We start from the raw sequence: 19,828 nt of genomic DNA on the forward strand, positions 1-19,828 counted from the left end.
AGAGTATTGATGCTCAAAAAATAAGTTATGAAGCAGATAAAATACTGATTTGTCAGCGTTGAGCATTATTTTCTTACTTTATACATTAATGATAGAAAATTATACTAAATAAATTTAAAAAATAGCTTGTCAACCATAATGAGAGTTGATATAATTTATCTTGTGCTTAAGAGAGGCTCCTTGGTCAAGCGGTTAAGACACCGCCCTTTCACGGCGGTAACACGGGTTCGAGTCCCGTAGGAGTCACCATTTTTAGGTCTCGTAGTGTAGCGGTTAACACGCCTGCCTGTCACGCAGGAGATCGCGGGTTCGATTCCCGTCGAGACCGTATTGCCCATCCAATAGGATGGGCATTTTTTTGTGCAATTTTCTAAGCTACATATTTCAAACTCAATTCAATTGAAGGTAGTAGTTATGGATGCATGAATTTTAAAGTGAGCGCCTTCGTTTGCATAACGAACTGATGCTAGGTGAATGGCCAATTTAAAATGTAGACTTTAAAATAATTCATGTTAGTGCAAATTAGCTCAGTTCATAAAAGTATCATTGTAAACGTGATGCATTCCCAGTATAAGCGACATCATGTTCAAATTATGATTAAGGTATCTCAAAATACCTTAGTCAAAATAACATGACCTTTGCTGAGATATGTATCACTTTTTTATACACTATGGGCAATATAGTCGCACAGTGATATCATGTTGTGTAGGCTTAATATATCTATTATTAACCTATTAATAGTAAAAAATGTTATAATTTTACAATATACCAATTTATTTTTTTGTTTAGAAAAGTAGAATTAGCACGCTATAAATGGTAAATTATATTATAGAGAAATGTGTAGAAAAATATGTAAACGTACTACAATTTAGAAATGAGGTTTATAAATATGGCTAGAAAAGTTGTGGTAGTAGATGACGAAAAACCAATTGCTGATATTTTAGAGTTCAACTTGAAAAAAGAAGGTTATGAAGTATTCTGTGCATATGATGGCAATGACGCAGTAGATTTAATATATGATGAAGAACCAGACATTGTCTTATTAGACATTATGTTACCTGGTCGCGATGGCATGGAAGTGTGCCGTGAAGTACGCAAAAAATATGAAATGCCAATTATTATGCTAACAGCAAAAGACTCAGAAATCGATAAAGTATTGGGTCTTGAACTTGGCGCCGATGACTACGTGACGAAACCATTTAGCACGCGTGAATTAATTGCGCGTGTCAAAGCAAACTTACGTCGCCATTATTCACAACCAGCACAAGAAGTGAACGATGCATCTAATGAAATTACAATTAAAGATATTGTTATCTATCCAGATGCATATTCTATTAAAAAACGTGGTACAGACATTGAATTAACACACCGTGAATTCGAACTGTTCCACTATTTATCTAAACACATGGGTCAAGTTATGACACGTGAACATTTATTACAAACTGTTTGGGGCTATGACTATTTTGGTGATGTACGTACAGTAGACGTAACGATTCGTCGCTTACGTGAAAAAATTGAAGACGATCCATCACACCCAGAATATATAGTGACACGCCGTGGTGTTGGATACTTCCTCCAACAACATGATTAGGGGACAATATTAAATGAAGTGGCTTAAACATTTTCAATCTCTACACACGAAACTTGTTATTGTCTATGTATTGTTAATCGTAATCGGTATGCAGATTATCGGTTTATACTTTACCAATAGTCTAGAAAAAGAATTAACACAAACATTTAAAAATAATATCTCGCAATACGCGAAACAAATAGAAATTAATATAGAAAAAGTCTATGACGAAGACAACTCGGTCAATGCACAAAAAGAAGTACAAAATTTATTGAATGAGTATGCTAATAGACAAGAAATAGAAGAAATTCGTTTTATTGATAAAGATCAAATTATCATGGCTACCTCAAAGCAGTCTACGCGTAGTCTAATAAATCAAAAAGCTAATGACAGCTCGATACAAAAAGCGCTATCTCTAGGAGAAATTAATAGCCATACGGTATTGAAAGACTATGGTAATGGAAAACAACGTGTGTGGGTCTACAATTTACCTGTGAAGACATCAGATGATGGGACAATTGGTGATGTTTATATAGAAGCAGATATCAATGATGTCTACAACCAATTGAGCAACATCAACCAAATCTTTATTGTTGGGACAGGCATCTCGCTATTAATTACTGTGATATTAGGTTTCTTTATTGCGCGCACAATCACAAAGCCAATTACTGATATGCGTAACCAAACTGTTGAGATGTCTAAAGGTAACTATACGCAACGTGTTAAAATTTACGGTAATGATGAAATTGGTGAACTTGCACTAGCCTTTAATAATTTATCCAAGCGTGTACAAGAAGCACAAGCAAATACGGAAAGTGAAAAACGACGCTTAGACTCTGTTATTACACATATGAGTGATGGTATTATCGCAACTGATCGTCGTGGCCGTGTGCGTATTGTCAACGATATGGCATTAACGATGCTAGGCATGATGAAAGAAGAAATTATCGGTCATTACATGTTAAATATGCTTAAATTAGAAGAAGACTTTTCATTAGATGAAATTCAAGAAAATAATGATAGTTTCTTATTAGATATCAATGAAAGTGAAGGCATTATTGCTCGTGTAAACTTCAGTACAATCGTACAAGAGACTGGCTTCGTTACAGGCTATATTGCTGTACTTCACGACGTAACAGAACAACAACAAGTGGAACAAGAACGTCGCGAATTCGTAGCGAATGTTTCACATGAATTACGTACGCCGTTAACATCCATGAATAGTTATATCGAGGCATTAGAAAGCGGTGCATGGAAAGATGATGCGTTAGCGCCACAATTCTTATCAGTGACACGTGAAGAAACAGAACGTATGATTCGACTCGTAAACGATTTACTACAATTATCAAAAATGGATAACGAATCAGATCAGATTACCAAAGAAATTGTCGACTTTAATATGTTTATCAATAAAATTATTAACCGCCATGAAATGTCAGCGAAGGATGCAACTTTTGTTCGTGAGATTCCAAAACAAACAATCTTTACAGAAATTGATCCAGATAAAATGACACAAGTGTTTGACAATGTCATTACCAACGCAATGAAGTATTCACGTGGTGATAAACGTGTTGAGTTTCACGTGAAACAGAACTCACTGTATAATCGTATGACCATCCGCGTCAAAGATAACGGCATTGGTATTCCTATCAATAAAGTAGATAAAATCTTTGACCGTTTCTATCGTGTAGATAAAGCACGGACACGAAAAATGGGTGGTACAGGCTTAGGTTTAGCCATTTCTAAAGAAATCGTCGAAGCGCATAATGGTCGCATTTGGGCAAATAGTGTAGAAGGACAAGGTACGTCAATCTTTATTACGCTTCCATGTGAAGTACTAGAAGATGGTGATTGGGATGCAGAGTAAAGAGCTAATTAAGTCTATTATCCTATTTCTTTTAGTACTCATGAGTGCGATTTTAACTTATATGACATGGAACTTTTCACCCGATTTGGCTAATGTAGATAAACAAGATAATAGTAAAAAAGAAGCGAAATCAAATACAATCGGTAAACCTTTGAAACAAGGCATGCCACAAGTGATTACACCATATCAAGTCATTTACTCAAAAGGTGAAAGCACAGAAGGTATGGAAGCAACACGCAGCATTGTCGAAGAAACAATTAAACCCTTAAAAAATCATCGTGTATTACACGCGGAACAAATGCACAGCAATCATAATTTAATTATTCCAGACTTGAGCGATGAATTTTTAGTATTGGACTTCACTTATGATATGCCACTTGCTACATATTTAGGCCAAGTATTAAATATCAATGCCAAAGTACCCAACAACTTTAAATTTGATCGCCTGTTAATAGATAACAATCAAGATGGCAAAATTAAACTTTATGCGATAAGTAAAGATAGACACAATGTTGTACGTATGACGACAACGGTGAAGGCAGATAAATTCACGGAAGCATTGGAAAAGCAGCATAAACATATGCAACCTTACACAGAAATTATTACCAATAAAGATACGATAGATAAAGCGACACATATCTTTGCACCGAAATCACCAAAAGGACAAAAATCCTACCATACAATCTATAATCACATTAGTGTGGATACCATGAATTCAATACTATTTAACGATTCTGTTGTAGTGCGTAGCTCAAGAAGTGGCTCAGTCACTTACAACAATAATACAGGTGTAGCCAATTACAACGATGAAACCGAAAAATATCGCTACACAAATCTATTAGAAGATGAAAACCGTTCAACAAACATGCAAGAAAGCATTCCAAGTACCTATGCATACATCAATAATCACGGTGGTTTTACAGATGATTTCAGATTGTTCCATACGGACGACAAACGTGGCGATCTGACTTATCAAATGTTCTTGAATGGACGACCAACGTTTAACGACGACGATTTAAATACATTGAAAGTCTCTTGGGGCAATAAAGGTATTTACGGCTATGCGCGTACGTTATTAAAAGCGAATGTGACGATTGATAGTGGCGAAAAAGAAGTCAACCTGCCAGGTGCTGAAACTGTGCGTTCGGAACTCGCCAATAATCCTGAAATAGATTTCGAAAAGGTTACCAACATGACGATTGGTTACCGTATGGAAGATAAACAGGACAACGGAGATATAGAAATCCAGCGCAACAGTGAATTTAAGCCATGTTGGTATGTAGAGTACGATGACAAGTGGCGTGCATACAAAGATGGGGGGCTAGAATAAATGAACTGGAAACACACGAAAACGTTATTTATTTTTGTATTTATTCTAGTAAATATTAGCCTTATCATCATTTATATTGATAAAGTCAATAAATCTCATATTAACGATAGCGCTGAAGAAAATGCAGTGAATTTTAAACAAGAAAAAATAGAAATTCCTGAAAATTTGCCAAGCGTTAAAAATATAGAAATGCAATTACTCACTGCAAGATCTAATGATTTTTCATCTTATGCAAAAGCACGTTCAAGTATTTCAAGCGAAGCAGACGGGCAAAAAATCAGAGGTGAAATCAATGACCCGATTGATGTGAGTAATGACCAATACACAGATTTAAAATCATATGTTAAAGATAAAATCTTTAAAGGCCAAAATTATGAAATGAGTAAAATTGACGATAAACACGTCACCTTTGAACAGACTTACAACGATTTTCCAATAATGAACAACAGTAAAGCACAACTTAAATTTAATATCAATGATGATGGTAAAGCATCGAGTTACAGACAAACCGCTATGAAATCGATAGAGCCATCAGAAGGTGCAAACAACGATAAGAAACAAGTAAATACTGCAAGAAGTTCGATAGAAGCGCTGTATTATAATCGTTATCTTAAACGAAACGATGAAGTGACCAACGTCCGACTCGGCTATTATACCGTCGTTAAAGAGCCTAACGTGCAAGTACTAGAAGCCAATTGGGAAATCAAAGTAAAGCATAAAGACGAATCCAAAACATATTATGTCGAAGCTATTTCAGACAGTCCAAAGATAGTTGAAGAATAGTGCAAACATAGTTTTTATGAATTCACGCAAACACACCGTTTAGTGAGTATTGAAAGATTTATCATAAAAATAGGAGAGCGGATATACGAAATCAAAAGTATATCCGCTCTTTTATTTTGTACTTTGAGACACAGTATTTTAAAAAACAAGGCACCACATTAAACATTAAATTCAATTTAAGCTACAAAGTATGTTAAAATAGATTATTGTTAAATCAAAGTTATAAACCCACTGCGTTGATTTAAGATGAACGCATGTAAACATAAATATGTACCACATAGGATAGTTCAAAAGTACATAATTTAAAAAGCAGTTTCAGCAGATATAAAAACTTTAATAATTAGACAGAGGGCATGTTGAGGTCACATAAACCGTAGACTGCCTATACAAATTATAAGCAACGAGTGTTTATCGATTAGAAAGGGTGAATCGCTTGATACGAATGAGTGTATTAGCGAGTGGTAGTACAGGTAACGCCACTTATGTAGAAAGTGATAAAGGTAGTATCCTCGTCGATGCAGGCCTGACAGGTAAGAAAATGGAAGAACTGTTTGGTCAAATCGACAAACAAATTAAAAATTTAAACGGCATTTTAGTAACACATGAACATTCCGACCATATCAAAGGCCTCGGTGTCTTAGCGCGTAAATATGGATTGCCAATATACGCAAACGAAAAAACATGGTCAGCAATCGAAAAGAAAGATAGTAAAATCCCAATGGATCAGAAATTCATTTTTAATCCATACGAGACTAAGTCTATAGCAGGCTTCGACATTGAGTCATTCAACGTGTCTCACGATGCCATAGACCCACAGTTTTATATCTTCCATAATAATTATAAAAAATTCACGATACTTACAGATACAGGCTACGTTTCAGATCGCATGAAAGGTATGATTCAAGGCAGTGATGCTTTCGTATTCGAAAGTAATCACGACGTTGACATGCTTCGTATGTGTGGCTATCCATGGAAGACAAAACAACGTATCCTCAGTGATATGGGACACGTATCTAATGAAGATGCAGGGCTTGCCATGACAGACGTCATTACAGGCAACACGAAACGCATCTACCTATCCCACTTATCACAAGACAACAACATGAAAGACCTTGCACGCATGAGCGTTGGCCAAGTCCTAAACGAACACGACATCGATACAGAGAAAGAAGTGCTCCTCTGCGACACAGACAAAGCTCAAGCCACACCAATATACACACTGTAGTAAGAAGCCCTTGCCCTTCATTGAAGAAGCGGTTAGGGCTTTTTTGTGCATTAATCCAAGACTACTGTAAGCTATTGTTGAAATGGCATGTTTGAATAGATAGATGATTTTAATGGGTGAGCTGAAGATGATTCAAAGCGTAGTTGGCATATGAAATGAAATTGAGTACTTCTTAATACGATGGCTAAACGTAAATCTAGTTAAAGCATCAGTTTTCATATTAGTGAGTTATCAGAGACTTATGCATGAGCCATAGCTTAGTCTCACTTTAACGCTAGTCATGTTGTGGTGATGGCACGACGAAATTATTTTAACTAAATTAGAGGTTTGTTTAACAAGCGATTTTTATAAAATGATTAGTCCATTAAAGTAGTTACATATATGCATTTACCTTATAATTTATAAACAGTGGATAACTTGCATAATAGCTTGAAAGAACATGATATTTTGTAAAATAAGCGTAAATTTTGTGAATAAGTATGTAAGACAATCGGCAACTTATCCACTTATTTATCCATAGTTATCCAGAGATGTGCACAATTAACATAGAAATACCCACATTATACACAGAGTTATCCACAAATAAACAGGTTATCCACCCTTACTTGTGAAAAAAACGTAAATTATTTTAAATTATCGTATACATTCCTGTTATAATAAGAGGGAATTGTGTGAATAAGTGTATAACTTGTGGATAAGTCTAATAACTATTGATTTTTAAGCTTTTACAGGAGGCAAATTATGAAAATTACTATACTTGCAGTTGGCAAATTAAAAGAAAAATACTGGAAACAAGCAATAGCTGAATACGAAAAACGTTTAGGTGCATATTCCAAAATTGAAATTATCGAAGTACCAGATGAAAAAGCACCCGAAAATATGAGTGACAAAGAAGTTGAACAAGTGAAAGAAAAAGAAGGCCAACGCTTACTAGCAAAAGTAAAACCACAATCCACAGTCATTACCTTAGAAATAAAAGGCAATATGCTGACTTCTGAAGGACTTGCTAAAGAATTAGAAAGCCGTATGACACGTGGCCAAAGCGACTTCACATTTATTATCGGTGGTTCCAATGGATTGCATCAAGACGTCTTAAACAGAAGTGACTACGCCCTGTCATTCAGTAAAATGACATTTCCACACCAAATGATGCGCGTCGTCTTAATCGAGCAAGTTTACCGTGCGTTTAAAATTATGCGCGGTGAAGCGTATCACAAATAAAACTAAAAAATAAGTTGTATGTAACTCACTTTGAAATTGATTGAATATATAGTATCTTTAATAAAATGCAGCTATTGTGGCGTAGAATTTGCGAATCAAAAAACGATAGAATTATAAAATTACATCATTACTATAAACCTAGATTTTCCAAAAATATACAACGTATTATACTAGGAACCGAAAAAAATAATGTTGGCATTAATAATTGAAACTATATCATCGTGAATCACTAAATTTGTATTATTATAAAGTATAAAGTCAATATTAATAATGATTAGGTTTTGACCCTTAAAGTTTGAAAATGATTTGAAGGATGAAAAACTAATGTCGCAGATTGGTAATTTATTAAATTTTAAAAGAGGAGGCTAGTATTTATGTCATCAGATGATATTGTAAAAACACTATACTCAAAAGAAGATATACGTACAGAACTAGGATTCACTTCATATAAATTTAATAAAAATATGAATATGATTATAAAATTATTTAAAATTGATATGGGAAAATTTCATGACTATAAAGGTCAAGATAGGAACAATCAATATACATTTAACGGCGTTGCAAAAGAGTTAATAAAAGTACTATTAAAAAGTGTTGATTATTACCCAGTAGATATCACATCCAAAGGGTTTAAACAAAATGGAAAAATTAAAAAAGAAAAGATTGATAATATTGATACTTCTAGTTACATGAAGTATATTCATCAATTAATGAAATCAATTAATGAAATTCAATACAAGAGACTAGTTTCACACATACATATGAAAGATGTGTATCAAAATACTAAAGCATGGCTAAGTGTAGGTGAATCCATTAATAAAAAAGAACAAGAGCTATACCAATATATGTCAACGTTACCATTACATAAAAGAATTGAACTACAAAATGAGGTATTAAAATCTATAGATGAAACGATTTTTCAATTTATGGCAAAAGAACAAAGAATGAACCAAATTGAGGAAAAAAATGAATTTGAAACTTATACAAAAGCGATAAAAGAAGATAGGAATCCAAAAAATGATTATGAATTGAATCATCTTTTATATAAGAAGAGTCAATTGCCTGTAGCTAGCTTAATTAAAGATGAATGGGACTATGATGAAACAGAACATATTAAACTTGATTGGTTGATTGCAGATATGTTGAAACGTTCACAAAGAGCTGATGGTAAATTTAAGGAAAATCTAGATAAGAAAAACAAATTTAGAAAAAATATCCATAAAGAATCCATTAAGAATATATCCAAGCTTATTGATCATGAATTGATAAAGACCAACTGTAAATGGGATATATTATCTTTTTATAAAAGGTATCAGTTTTGGAGTAATGTCAAACTGAATCGAGATATCCCAAAATATAATGTTTTATATTACAAAAATAATACTTTAACTATTGAAAATCAAAGCAACATTATTAAGAAAATCAAAACGATCGAGGCGAATTTAGAAGATGCTAATAAACAGCCGAACTATTTAAACTACTTTTTACAAGCCAAATTTGATTTAGAGAACCTAGAAAGTGAATTGATGAAATACAGCATAAACCCAACCTATATAAATAAGATTAATGATGATTTTATAAGGTATGCTATCGAAGATGTACATAATGCAATTATTAAAATTGACAGATATATAAGCACTGATGCAGTGCAGTTGAATTATTCAAATGCCCAAATGGTCGTAAGAAATGAAATAATGGAGCAAGGCAGTTATTTCGTAACACAAACTTTGAATGTATTGTCAAAGGTAGAAGGATCTGATTTTCACTTTGGTAATTTTATAGTAGACCCTCTAGTGGAAAATTTTAGAAGAGCGATTAGACAACCCAAATTTTTATCGAAAACAAAATAGATTCAGTTATATGTGAATTAAGAGAAATGGAAGCAATAAAATTATTTTTTAACCCAACAACCGTTGTTATAACAGTGGTTGTTGGGTTTTTTATTTTTGCTTTTTTTTCAGATACTCAGATATTTTTTTAACTAGATTTGCTAAATTAAACATTGTCGAGGCCAAGACAAATAAAAATTTCAGTTGATGTGAGCGCGCCACTTTCAACCATAAAGGAGAAGATTCAAATGGAGACAAGACATAAAATAATGTTGCAGGCTCTAAGCAATAAAGCACAACAATGGTTAATGGACAAATCATCTAACCAAACTGATGTTCAACAATTGCAGCAACAATTCAGCCAGCAGTTAGATCAAAAATATAATGCACTTTTAGCTGACGAACAAGCTAAGTTAGACCAATATGTGGAAGTACATCAAGGATTGGAAGCATTAAAGGAAGAAATTGAATCAGAATCCATTAAATTTAATATCGAAAAATTACCAGATATCAAAGCAACAATGCTTGAAAGAGCCAAGAATGATGAACATTCTGATAAAATCGAAAAGCTATTTGATAGGTTAGAACAGGCATTAAATGGTACGAATCGATTATATACGCAATTATCGTTGATTGGTACACGAACACATCGAATCACAACTAAAAATTTTAATATTCAAGGTTTACCTAAAGTCGTTCAACATACGATTTTACCTTCACAATTTAAAAAGGTATATACAATCGATTTCAAGTCATTTGAACCATCGGTCGTAGCACATATTACACAAGATCCAAAATTGATAAATTACTTGAATCAAAAAGAAGGCTTGTATGACGCATTACTAAGCAAATTAGATTTACCAGATGAGTTAAGAGTATTTGTTAAACTTGCATTTATTGGTTCGTTTCTATTTGGCGGCAACTTCAAAAAACCTAAATTCAAGCTGAATCAATATGTAAGTGAAGTGCAATGGTTGGATGCAGTCAGCCAATTCACAAAAGTGTGGAATCTGAAGAAACAAGTCGAAGAGAATAAATCCATGACTATGCCTTATGGTATTGAGCATGATATGAGCGCATTTCAAGGTAGCAGTATCATGGCAATCTACGTACAAACTGTAGCGAGTTATGTTTTCAAGCACATTTTGTTGGAAGTGTACAAAGCACAGTGCGAACAAAAAACGTTCAAGATTATAGTACCGATACACGATGCGATTATGATTGAATGTGAAGATGAAGAAATTGCACAAAATGTGGGTCAGTTAATGAAAGATACGGCTAACCAGTTGTTCAATGGTGAATTTGCACATGTGACAGTGGAAGAAATAGGAGGCGTAGACCATGAATAATGATAGAGGACAAAGCCTACACATTCCAAGTATTACACCACTTAAAGAAAATAATATATATGTAGCTACGTTACATTCTGTGAGCCAAACAGATTTCTCAGGTGAAGTAAAACACCAATTCACGTATGAAATTGAAGTGAACAATCAGATTGTATACGCGAATCGTAATATTTCAACACATGCGACAGCTAAGCAGGTGTCAATTAATGATTGGCTAAAGAATCATAGCAACTATAGCGTGGGTCACAAAATATATGAACCTTACATTGACCGAAAGCATTTAATCTTTATTGGTCAATATAACGGTAATTATTATGTACACGATGTAGCACCATTAAATGAAACTGGAGGCATATTATAATGAACAGTATATTCGAAATGTTAACTAAAATAATAAGTGTGGCTAAGGAGGCAATCGACCGTAAAGGTCTGATTGCTATCCTAACTATTCCTGTTAATAATGACGATGAAATAGAAGAAACGGCTCAAGGTGAAACCGTGTATAACGAACTTATCGATCAGTTACGACTTAATATCCCAAAAGATACGGATTATCGACATAACATCTATAGTTATTTTGGTATTAAGAAGAATCCTAATGACACCGTACTCATGGAAATGATGATAAAGGTTTTTCATATCAAACGCTTTAATTCAGAACTGTTTATTTTCAAAGCTAACGAGTGGCAAAAGATAAATGGAGATGAATTACAAGACTTGATATCTAAAATGATACAAGTATTGCTTGTAGATTATAAGCCTTCACTAAGCACTCTAAAAAATGTCGTAGATGGATTGCAAAAATCAACAGATGTAGAAGAACTTGTTGAGAATGAGCACTATATTGGTTGTGGTGAAAATATGTTCGATCTTAATACGTTTCAAGTCGTTAAAAATTCAATCGATATCTTTCCAAAAACACGATTGAATTTATCATTAAGTACAAATGATGTAATTACTGATAAGATACCGCCATATTTTAATCAATATATGCTACAACTTGCGAATTATGACGATGATTTACAATACTTTCTTTTCCAACATACAGCAGTGTTACTTACAGCTGATACTAAATACCGTAGGGGTCTCATATTATACGGTGGAGCTAAGAATGGTAAATCTGTATATATTGAACTAGTTAAATCATTTTTCTATAGTAAAGATATTGTGTCTAAGGCACTTAATGAGCTTGAAGGTCGCTTTGACAAAGAAAGTTTAATTGACAAAAGTCTAATGGCAAGTCATGAAATTGGACAATCTAGGATTCAAGAAAAGATTGTAAATGACTTCAAAAAGTTATTATCTGTAGAATCAATGCATGTTGATCGTAAAGGAAAAACTCAAGTGGAGGTCACTTTGGATTTGAAACTTGTTTTTGGTACAAATGCGGTACTTAATTTTCCTGCTGAACATGCGAAAGCTTTGGAGCGTCGAATTAATGTTATTCCATGTGAATATTATGTTGAAAAAGCGGATACTTCATTAATTGATAAGCTCCAGAGTGAGAAGAAAGAAATCTTTCTTTACTTGATGTATGTGTATCAACAGATTGTAAAAGCAGATATCGAGTACCTTGAAAATAGTCGTGTCACTGAAATTACTCACGATTGGTTAAATTTTGGATATGAATTTGTTTCTAGCAGGTCCGCAAGTATTGCAAATCAGAAAGCGTGTATTAATTTACTCAGAAAACTTATAGAAATCAAACCAGGATCACGAATCAAAGTATCCGAGTTAAATAAAGTTATTAATGAAGAAATAAAGGTGAGTTCTCAGGTTATTAAACAGTTAATTCAAGCAAACTTTGATACTCAAACCAAACTATACAATGGCTACGATTATTGGATTGATTTAGGTTGGAAAGAAGCCGATAAAAAAGAGATTCATGATATTTCTGAAAAAGATAATATTATTTCATTAGATAAAAATGAAAATATAACAGACGATGAGGCATTAGATGAAGAGAATTTAGACTTTGAATGGGAGGACTTTGACGATGAATAATGAACAAATTGAAGCATTTGTAGAAGTGCTTGTGCCTATCATAGAAGAACGTATCAATAAAGGTAAGTAATCTAATTACGTACTACAGGCAGTTGCCTGTAGTACTCATATGATTAAGTGGTAAAAGTGATAAAAAATGAAACGAAATTATAAATATATATTATCCATATGATGTTACAAGACCGATGGTCTGTAGCAATAATCTAATAAAAGGAGCGGTATGATATGAAGGGTAAAATTGCACTTTATTCACGCGTTAGTACGTCAGAGCAGTCGGAGCATGGGTACTCAATCCATGAACAAGAACAAGTACTTATCAAAGAGGTTGTGAAAAACTATCCAGGTTATGACTATGAAACTTATATCGATTCTGGTATATCAGGTAAAAATATTGAAGGTCGACCAGCAATGAAACGTCTATTACAAGATGTTAAGGATAATAAAATCGAAATGGTGTTAAGTTGGAAATTGAATCGTATCTCACGCTCAATGAGAGACGTGTTTAATATTATTCATGAATTCAAAGAGCATGGCGTAGGTTATAAATCGATTTCTGAGAATATTGATACATCCAATGCATCTGGTGAAGTTTTAGTTACAATGTTTGGGTTAATAGGATCTATAGAACGCCAGACTTTGATTTCGAATGTGAAATTTTCTATGAATTCTAAAGCACGCAGTGGAGAGGCTATCACAGGCAGGTTGCTGGGATATAAGTTATCACTTAACCCACTTACACAAAAAAATGATTTGGTTATCGATGAAAATGAAGCTAATATTGTACGGGAAATCTTTGATTTATATTTGAATCACAATAAAGGACTTAAAGCAATCACGACAATTCTAAATCAAAAAGGATATCGCACTATTAATCAAAAACCATTTTCAGTGTTCGGCGTGAAATATATTTTGAATAATCCAGTCTATAAAGGTTTTGTTAGATTTAATAACCATCAAAACTGGGCAGTTCAGCGAAGAGGTGGTAAAAGTGATGAAAATGATGTGATATTGGTCAAAGGGAAACATGAAGCCATTATAAGTGAAGACGTATTTGATCAAGTTCATGAGAAATTGGCTTCTAAAAGTTTTAAACCAGGCAGACCAATAGGTGGAGATTTTTACCTTCGTGGCCTTATCAAATGCCCAGAATGCGGTAATAATATGGTATGTCGACGTACCTACTACAAAACAAAGAAATCAAAAGAACGGACAATCAAACGTTATTACATTTGTTCATTGTTCAATCGTTCCGGCAGTTCGGCATGTCATAGTAACGCTATTAATGCAGAAGTTGTAGAAAGAGTTATTAACGTTCATCTTAATCGTATTCTTTCTCAACCTAACGTAATTAAAGATATTGCCACTAATGTTATAGCTGAACTTAAGGGAAAGCATAATACTAAAAGTAACATTATGATTGATATTGATAGTTTAGAAAAACAAAAGTCTAAAATCAAAACGCAACAAGAACGCCTTTTGGAATTGTTCTTAGATGACCAAATGGATAGCGAAATGTTAAAAGCAAAACAAAGTCAGATGAATGAACAACTAGAGATGCTAGATAAGCAAATTAAAGAAGCGCAACAAGCTACTGAATCACAAGCTGAAGTACCAAATTTTGATAAACTTAAAAGCCGTTTAACCATGATGATTAGCCGATTTAGTGTCTACTTAAGAGAAGCTACACCAGAAGCAAAAAATCAACTTATGAAGATGTTGATTGACTCTATTGAAATTACTACAGATAAAAAAGTGAAGCTCGTACGGTATAAAATTGACGAAAGTCTTATCCCTCAATCTTTGAAAAAAGATTGGGGGTCTTTTTTTATGCCCAAAATTCACTTTATTATTTATGGTACACAGAAATATTCTATCGACAAAATCACCACTTTTGCCACTTAATCATGAGTGATGAAAGTGATAGAAATGAACTGAATATCAAATATATATTATCAAAATGATGTAACAAATGTATGCATCAATCAAATAGACTAGGAGGTCATAATTATGACACTGGAACAACAACTCAAGCACTATATAACCAACTTATTCAAACTACCAAAGGATGAAAAGTGGGAATGTGAATCTATCGAGGAAATCGCTGATGATATTCTACCTGACCAATACGTAAGACTTGGGCCACTTAGTAAAAAAATGCTTCAGACTAATACCTACTACTCTGACACACTTCACAAAAGCAATATATATCCGTTCATTCTCTATTATCAGAAACAACTCATAGCTATCGGCTATATCGACGAAAACAATGACATGGATTTCTTATATCTACACAACACAGTTATACCACTGTTAGATCAACGATACTTACTAACCGGAGGACAATAATATGTATAAATACATTAAAATCACACAATTAGTCGTCACTATTCTAAGCGAAATCATTATATGGATGAAAGAATCAGAACGAAAGGAGGTCTCTTATGAATAGATATATCACTCGTGGTATTGCCCAAAACTTACCTACCACATTACAACATCAATTATGGCAACTTGTAGCGCAACGTGAAAACGAACAGTCCAAGAAACTAGAAGCAATAGATTACTTTCATGTTTTCCAGTTCAACATGTACAATAATCAATTATTTGTCAAACACCAACAAGAACGCCCTGAGTATGTCAAAACACATAAAGCTAATTATTCAAAAGCTATCAATATAAATAAGGTCTATATTATCCGAGAAGATGATGTAGACCTTTCTTATTACGTCATGTTACTACCTGAAGAATATTAATAGGAGGCATCAATCATGCAGAATATACAATGTATATTAGAAACTGAAGCAATATTTAGTGATGATAATAAACATCGTTATTTACTCAAAAAAACGTGGGACAAAGATAAAAAGATAATTTCAGTTATAACTTGTTATCCAAATTTAGAAGGAACCCAAAAATTAGATTTAACGACTCAATTAATTCTAAATAAAGTATCTGAAATGAAAGACTTCGGATCAATTAATTTTGTGAACCTATATTCAAACATGATAACAACCACAAATATAAAGCATATAGAAAATAGTCATGATAAGCACACTGACATTCAAATCATGAAAGCTGTTAAAGAAGCAGATGAAGTTATATTAGCTTGGGGTGCATACGCTAAAAAATCAGTTGTTGAGTCTAGAGTCAATGAAATATTGGAAATGTTAAAACCACATAAAAAGAAAGTGAAACGACTCATTAATCCAGCCACCAATGAAATCATGCATCCCCTTAATCCGAAAGCAAGACAGAAATGGACTTTGAAAGCGTAACCTATATATGGAGGATGGAGGTAAATTATGAAAGAAATCAATATCGTTTCACTACAAATGATAAAAACAAATACATTAAGTTATCTAAAAGCTCGTATTTCAAACCCTGAGGATGCGGCAGAAATCATGCGTTCATTCATTGGAAACAGTGACCGAGAGCATCTCATTCTTATATGTATGAACAGTAAAAATGAACCTACACATATTCAAACACTATCGATTGGATCTATTAACCAAACAGTGATTCACCCTAGAGAAATATTCAAAACAGCACTGCTCAGTAACGCCAACAGTATTATTTTAGGCCATAATCATCCAAGTGGAGATCTGACACCCTCTCCTGAAGATATCAATGTAACCGAACGGTTAATGCTCATCAGTGAAATGATGGGCATTTTACTTTATGACCATATTATTTTCTCAGATAGTCATACCTATTCCATTAGACAACATGATTTCAAGGTAGAGGTATAGCCGTATTTTGTCACTACCGTTACTTTGTCACTTTCCAACATTTATAAAATCCCTTTATATCAATGTTTTTATCTGAAAAATATTTTTCACAACTTTTAATAAATATACGGAGTATTGACTTATTGTGACAAACCTATTTTGTAATATATAACTTAAAGGAGGTGACATATTGGATCGTGCATTTCGAATATTAACAATATACAATCGGTTACTACAAAATAAATCCGTCAACAAGCAATCACTTACATTAGAACTTGAGACAAGTCCTCGAACGATACAAAGAGATATCGATGATATCAGAAACTTCTTATATGAAAGTAAATCATGGATAAGTGCACCTAAAGAAATTACGTACGATTATAAATCAGAAAGTTATAAGTTCGAACAAAATAAAAGTGAAAATATGTATTTTATGTATGATATTTTGACTGCTTTATACCTGACTACACCAAAATTAAGCCATTACTTTTATCAATATCTTAAATTATTAATCATTAAACACCACTCAGATCATCGAACTACATTATTAAAATATCTTGACCGCTTTGAAATTGATAAAAATCAAACAGGTATTTTGACGTCATCATTAGCTGTTCAAGCAATGAACGAAAATAAATATCTTCAATACAACCAAAAACTATTATTACCTTTATCGATGTACTATCAAATGTATACTTTTTACTTAGTATATCGAATGGATGATGAAATTTATATCGATGATATTAATCAAATGAATCTGAGTTTGTCTGAAAAATCTATGGACCTACAAGAAAAATCAAAGGTACTAACCTATATTACTTTTGAAATTGCTAAAGATGTTTGGTTAAAAATGCATCGATATTATCAAATTCATGTAATAGAAAAATTTGATGCACATTATCTTATCGTCACTTTTAAGATGACAAGACTCGAAGCGATTCAACTCTGTTTTATGTATCGATCCAATATACGTATTATTTCACCCCCTGATTTGAGAGAACAAGTGATGGATGAATTACTTTTATTGCAGTCAACATATTTAAAACAACAGGTTCAAGAATAAACATAATTTACAATATTTTATAAATTATTAAATACGAAAGGAATGGGAATCATGGGCAACATAATAAAAACGATAGGTAAAGGTATTGGGAAAGGTGTCGGTGCAGCAGCATATTATTCAGTTGCGACTGTTGGCGCTGCCATAGGTGCGATTTGGGAAACAACAGGCGATAGAGGTTTGATGAGAGACGCTTTAAGTGATAGCTCTAACCAAGACTTAATGGAAATATATGAGATACAGAAGAAAGATGATGGGGATTATGATACTTATATTGCGGCTAAATCCTTATTACAAGAGAGAGGATTCACTTATAATCACGAAACGAACAAATGGGAAAAATAACAGGGAGTGAAATAAATGGAATTTGCATATTATGAAGCGAAATCTTTAAATGATTTTGAAAATGAACTAAAAACACTTGCTTTAAATAAAAAATATACATTTAGTAAAGAAACCGAAGTCCTTAAAGAAGAAGAAATTCTTGAAAAATCGAATAGCCATGAGCGCGAACTATTAAAAGTATTTAAAGATAATGCACAAATAATAACATATCATTTTAAGAGTCATAAAAGTAATTATTTAATTATTATTGGAGAGACAAAGACACCTAATGTTATTGGAATAACAGTTATATTTAACAAAAAACCTTTTAAACAATTGGGGAAAATTGCATTAGGATCAGTAATTGCTTTGACTTCTGGTGGAAGTATACTAGCCATCGGAGCCGTATTTGGAATACTTACCTCAGTTGCAAGACGTACACTTGTAATCAAAGGGCCATTAGGAAAAGAAATTTCACAAATTATAGAAAGTAAATTGGGTCAGCCGATAGAAATTAAAGAACAATAAGAAAGTAATATTTTTCAAAGACATATTGACCTAAAAAGTATGTCTTTTTTAATTATTCTAATAATAATTATATAAAAGCGTAGAAAAATAGATTAATATAATAATATAAAGCGATTTTAGAAAGAATGGGGATATTAAGTTGAAAAAATTTTTAGCAAGTTTAGGAGTTATTTTATTAGTTGCAATATTGGGAGTTGCAGTTGTATTTGCATATGGAAGTTACAAAGATTTAGAACTTAAAAAAGAACAAACTAAAGTAACTGAAAACAAACAAAAAGATAGTAAAAACAAAACTTCCAAAAAAGAACAACAAAATCAAACTACAAACCAAACAGAAATTCAAGAACCAACAAACACAAATAATAATTCTAATGAAGAACTCAATACTAATGAAGTGCGAACAACAGAAGATGGTGAAGAAATTAAAAAAACTAAGAATGGCATAGACTATACTGGTGAATTTGATTCTCCTGAAGAAGAGGAAGAGTTTGAAAAAGGTGTTATGGCCCAATCTGGTGGTGGAGCTACAAATGGAGAAAATACAGAAGAAAGCTCACCTAAATATACAGCTGAAGATGCTAAAAACATGTCTGATGATGATTTTTTAGATGCATATAAAGAAGGCATGTCAAGCGAAGATGCTGATGCAGTAGATGAATTATCTAAAAATCCAGCATATAAAGAATATTTAAGAGGTCAGGTTGAAGCACGCGCCAATGGTCAAGGAGGCAATTATTAAACTTAAAGATGAATATATTATGAGAAAATTACTAAGTATAATCACGGTAATTGCTATTTTAGGTATTTTAGGTATTTTAGGTATTTTAGCAACGGTGGCAGCCTTCGAATACAACAAGTATCAAGAAGTAGAATTAGAAAAAAGAATTGCAGAAATAGGATGATAATAATAATGAATTAGATACAAAAGAAAACAACGAAATAGATGATGCAAATCGTGAAAATGAAGCTAGTAATGATGATATTAACACACAAGAACAAAAGGTACAGGA

At 33.0% G+C, this 19,828-nt stretch carries 20 protein-coding genes and 2 tRNA genes; all 22 read left to right on the top strand.

All coding sequences use genetic code 11. The annotated features are described in order from the left end of the window. Positions 1–174 precede the first annotated feature (174 nt). The 22 genes from MUA21_RS00100 (at position 175) to MUA21_RS00205 (ending at position 19,720) form a co-directional block, all read left to right on the top strand. Positions 175–249: transfer RNA gene (locus tag MUA21_RS00100), tRNA-Glu, on the top strand. A 6-nt stretch (positions 250–255) separates the two neighbouring features. Continuing rightward, positions 256–328: transfer RNA gene (locus MUA21_RS00105), tRNA-Asp, on the top strand. Between the two features lie 561 nt (positions 329–889). Then, positions 890–1,591 carry a response regulator YycF gene (gene yycF / locus MUA21_RS00110; protein ID WP_019468531.1) on the top strand — a complete coding sequence of 234 codons (702 nt, stop codon included), beginning with the start codon at positions 890–892 and terminating at the stop codon, positions 1,589–1,591. 13 nt (positions 1,592–1,604) lie between these two features. Then, positions 1,605–3,437 carry a cell wall metabolism sensor histidine kinase WalK gene (walK, locus tag MUA21_RS00115; RefSeq protein WP_262561522.1) on the top strand — a complete coding sequence of 611 codons (1,833 nt, stop codon included), beginning with the start codon at positions 1,605–1,607 and terminating at the stop codon, positions 3,435–3,437. Further along, a complete protein-coding gene (locus MUA21_RS00120) occupies positions 3,427–4,767 on the top strand; it encodes a YycH family regulatory protein (RefSeq protein WP_105873893.1) in 1,341 nt (446 codons plus the stop codon). The genes walK and MUA21_RS00120 overlap by 11 nt, the downstream gene beginning before the upstream one ends. Then, the gene (locus MUA21_RS00125; protein ID WP_105873894.1) at positions 4,768–5,550 is read left to right on the top strand and encodes a two-component system regulatory protein YycI; all 783 of its coding nucleotides are present in this window, start codon (positions 4,768–4,770) and stop codon (positions 5,548–5,550) included. It abuts the gene before it with no gap. A gap of 424 nt (positions 5,551–5,974) precedes the next feature. Then, the gene (locus MUA21_RS00130) at positions 5,975–6,775 is read left to right on the top strand and encodes an MBL fold metallo-hydrolase (RefSeq protein ID WP_128088366.1); all 801 of its coding nucleotides are present in this window, start codon (positions 5,975–5,977) and stop codon (positions 6,773–6,775) included. Between the two features lie 741 nt (positions 6,776–7,516). Beyond that, positions 7,517–7,996, top strand: a complete 480-nt coding sequence (gene rlmH / locus MUA21_RS00135) for a 23S rRNA (pseudouridine(1915)-N(3))-methyltransferase RlmH (RefSeq protein ID WP_046207193.1) — start codon at positions 7,517–7,519, stop codon at positions 7,994–7,996. 374 nt (positions 7,997–8,370) lie between these two features. Beyond that, positions 8,371–9,846: a DUF6038 family protein gene (locus MUA21_RS00140; protein ID WP_262561523.1), complete on the top strand. Its 1,476-nt coding sequence runs from the start codon at positions 8,371–8,373 to the stop codon at positions 9,844–9,846. 227 nt (positions 9,847–10,073) lie between these two features. Beyond that, positions 10,074–11,174 carry a DNA polymerase gene (locus MUA21_RS00145; RefSeq protein WP_262561524.1) on the top strand — a complete coding sequence of 367 codons (1,101 nt, stop codon included), beginning with the start codon at positions 10,074–10,076 and terminating at the stop codon, positions 11,172–11,174. Then, the gene (locus tag MUA21_RS00150) at positions 11,167–11,535 is read left to right on the top strand and encodes a hypothetical protein (RefSeq protein ID WP_002494603.1); all 369 of its coding nucleotides are present in this window, start codon (positions 11,167–11,169) and stop codon (positions 11,533–11,535) included. Before MUA21_RS00145 ends, MUA21_RS00150 begins: the two co-directional genes overlap by 8 nt. Next, a complete protein-coding gene (locus tag MUA21_RS00155) occupies positions 11,535–13,178 on the top strand; it encodes a DUF5906 domain-containing protein (RefSeq protein ID WP_262561525.1) in 1,644 nt (547 codons plus the stop codon). The genes MUA21_RS00150 and MUA21_RS00155 overlap by 1 nt, the downstream gene beginning before the upstream one ends. Positions 13,179–13,403: 225 nt before the next feature. Beyond that, a complete protein-coding gene (gene ccrC, locus MUA21_RS00160) occupies positions 13,404–15,080 on the top strand; it encodes a cassette chromosome recombinase CcrC (RefSeq protein WP_262561527.1) in 1,677 nt (558 codons plus the stop codon). 105 nt (positions 15,081–15,185) lie between these two features. Continuing rightward, complete coding sequence (locus MUA21_RS00165) at positions 15,186–15,524, top strand: SAUGI family uracil-DNA glycosylase inhibitor (RefSeq protein ID WP_262561529.1); 339 nt, start codon at positions 15,186–15,188, stop codon at positions 15,522–15,524. Between the two features lie 95 nt (positions 15,525–15,619). After that, positions 15,620–15,931 carry a DUF960 family protein gene (locus MUA21_RS00170; RefSeq protein WP_262561531.1) on the top strand — a complete coding sequence of 104 codons (312 nt, stop codon included), beginning with the start codon at positions 15,620–15,622 and terminating at the stop codon, positions 15,929–15,931. Between the two features lie 15 nt (positions 15,932–15,946). Further along, on the top strand, positions 15,947–16,453 hold the full coding sequence (locus MUA21_RS00175) for a DUF1643 domain-containing protein (RefSeq protein WP_262561532.1): 507 nt from the start codon (positions 15,947–15,949) through the stop codon (positions 16,451–16,453). A 27-nt stretch (positions 16,454–16,480) separates the two neighbouring features. Continuing rightward, positions 16,481–16,927 (top strand): JAB domain-containing protein, encoded by a 447-nt coding sequence (locus MUA21_RS00180; RefSeq protein ID WP_262561533.1) that lies wholly within the window; start codon positions 16,481–16,483, stop codon positions 16,925–16,927. Positions 16,928–17,096: 169 nt separating this feature from the next. Further along, a complete protein-coding gene (locus tag MUA21_RS00185; protein ID WP_262561534.1) occupies positions 17,097–17,969 on the top strand; it encodes a WYL domain-containing transcriptional regulator in 873 nt (290 codons plus the stop codon). 51 nt (positions 17,970–18,020) lie between these two features. Further along, the gene (locus MUA21_RS00190; protein ID WP_107386472.1) at positions 18,021–18,311 is read left to right on the top strand and encodes a hypothetical protein; all 291 of its coding nucleotides are present in this window, start codon (positions 18,021–18,023) and stop codon (positions 18,309–18,311) included. A gap of 15 nt (positions 18,312–18,326) precedes the next feature. Beyond that, positions 18,327–18,818: a hypothetical protein gene (locus MUA21_RS00195; RefSeq protein ID WP_107386471.1), complete on the top strand. Its 492-nt coding sequence runs from the start codon at positions 18,327–18,329 to the stop codon at positions 18,816–18,818. Positions 18,819–18,957: 139 nt separating this feature from the next. Beyond that, positions 18,958–19,557 carry a hypothetical protein gene (locus MUA21_RS00200; RefSeq protein WP_107517905.1) on the top strand — a complete coding sequence of 200 codons (600 nt, stop codon included), beginning with the start codon at positions 18,958–18,960 and terminating at the stop codon, positions 19,555–19,557. Positions 19,558–19,576: 19 nt separating this feature from the next. Next, positions 19,577–19,720, top strand: coding sequence for a hypothetical protein (locus MUA21_RS00205; RefSeq protein ID WP_262561535.1), 144 nt, complete (start codon positions 19,577–19,579; stop codon positions 19,718–19,720). Positions 19,721–19,828: the final 108 nt, after the last annotated feature.

This window comes from Staphylococcus ureilyticus, from assembly GCF_025558845.1.
Classification (GTDB): Bacteria; Bacillota; Bacilli; order Staphylococcales; family Staphylococcaceae; genus Staphylococcus; species Staphylococcus ureilyticus.

What these genes read in the sequence shown, in the direction of transcription:
- yycF (WP_019468531.1), top strand. Translation starts at nt 890, where the DNA reads ATGGCTAGAAAAGTTGTGGTAGTAGATGACGAAAAACCAATTGCTGAT.
- walK (WP_262561522.1), top strand. Translation starts at nt 1,605, where the DNA reads ATGAAGTGGCTTAAACATTTTCAATCTCTACACACGAAACTTGTTATT.
- MUA21_RS00120 (WP_105873893.1), top strand. Translation starts at nt 3,427, where the DNA reads ATGCAGAGTAAAGAGCTAATTAAGTCTATTATCCTATTTCTTTTAGTA.
- MUA21_RS00125 (WP_105873894.1), top strand. Translation starts at nt 4,768, where the DNA reads ATGAACTGGAAACACACGAAAACGTTATTTATTTTTGTATTTATTCTA.
- rlmH (WP_046207193.1), top strand. Translation starts at nt 7,517, where the DNA reads ATGAAAATTACTATACTTGCAGTTGGCAAATTAAAAGAAAAATACTGG.
- MUA21_RS00140 (WP_262561523.1), top strand. Translation starts at nt 8,371, where the DNA reads ATGTCATCAGATGATATTGTAAAAACACTATACTCAAAAGAAGATATA.
- MUA21_RS00145 (WP_262561524.1), top strand. Translation starts at nt 10,074, where the DNA reads ATGGAGACAAGACATAAAATAATGTTGCAGGCTCTAAGCAATAAAGCA.
- MUA21_RS00150 (WP_002494603.1), top strand. Translation starts at nt 11,167, where the DNA reads ATGAATAATGATAGAGGACAAAGCCTACACATTCCAAGTATTACACCA.
- MUA21_RS00155 (WP_262561525.1), top strand. Translation starts at nt 11,535, where the DNA reads ATGAACAGTATATTCGAAATGTTAACTAAAATAATAAGTGTGGCTAAG.
- ccrC (WP_262561527.1), top strand. Translation starts at nt 13,404, where the DNA reads ATGAAGGGTAAAATTGCACTTTATTCACGCGTTAGTACGTCAGAGCAG.
- MUA21_RS00165 (WP_262561529.1), top strand. Translation starts at nt 15,186, where the DNA reads ATGACACTGGAACAACAACTCAAGCACTATATAACCAACTTATTCAAA.
- MUA21_RS00170 (WP_262561531.1), top strand. Translation starts at nt 15,620, where the DNA reads ATGAATAGATATATCACTCGTGGTATTGCCCAAAACTTACCTACCACA.
- MUA21_RS00175 (WP_262561532.1), top strand. Translation starts at nt 15,947, where the DNA reads ATGCAGAATATACAATGTATATTAGAAACTGAAGCAATATTTAGTGAT.
- MUA21_RS00180 (WP_262561533.1), top strand. Translation starts at nt 16,481, where the DNA reads ATGAAAGAAATCAATATCGTTTCACTACAAATGATAAAAACAAATACA.
- MUA21_RS00190 (WP_107386472.1), top strand. Translation starts at nt 18,021, where the DNA reads ATGGGCAACATAATAAAAACGATAGGTAAAGGTATTGGGAAAGGTGTC.
- MUA21_RS00195 (WP_107386471.1), top strand. Translation starts at nt 18,327, where the DNA reads ATGGAATTTGCATATTATGAAGCGAAATCTTTAAATGATTTTGAAAAT.
- MUA21_RS00205 (WP_262561535.1), top strand. Translation starts at nt 19,577, where the DNA reads ATGAGAAAATTACTAAGTATAATCACGGTAATTGCTATTTTAGGTATT.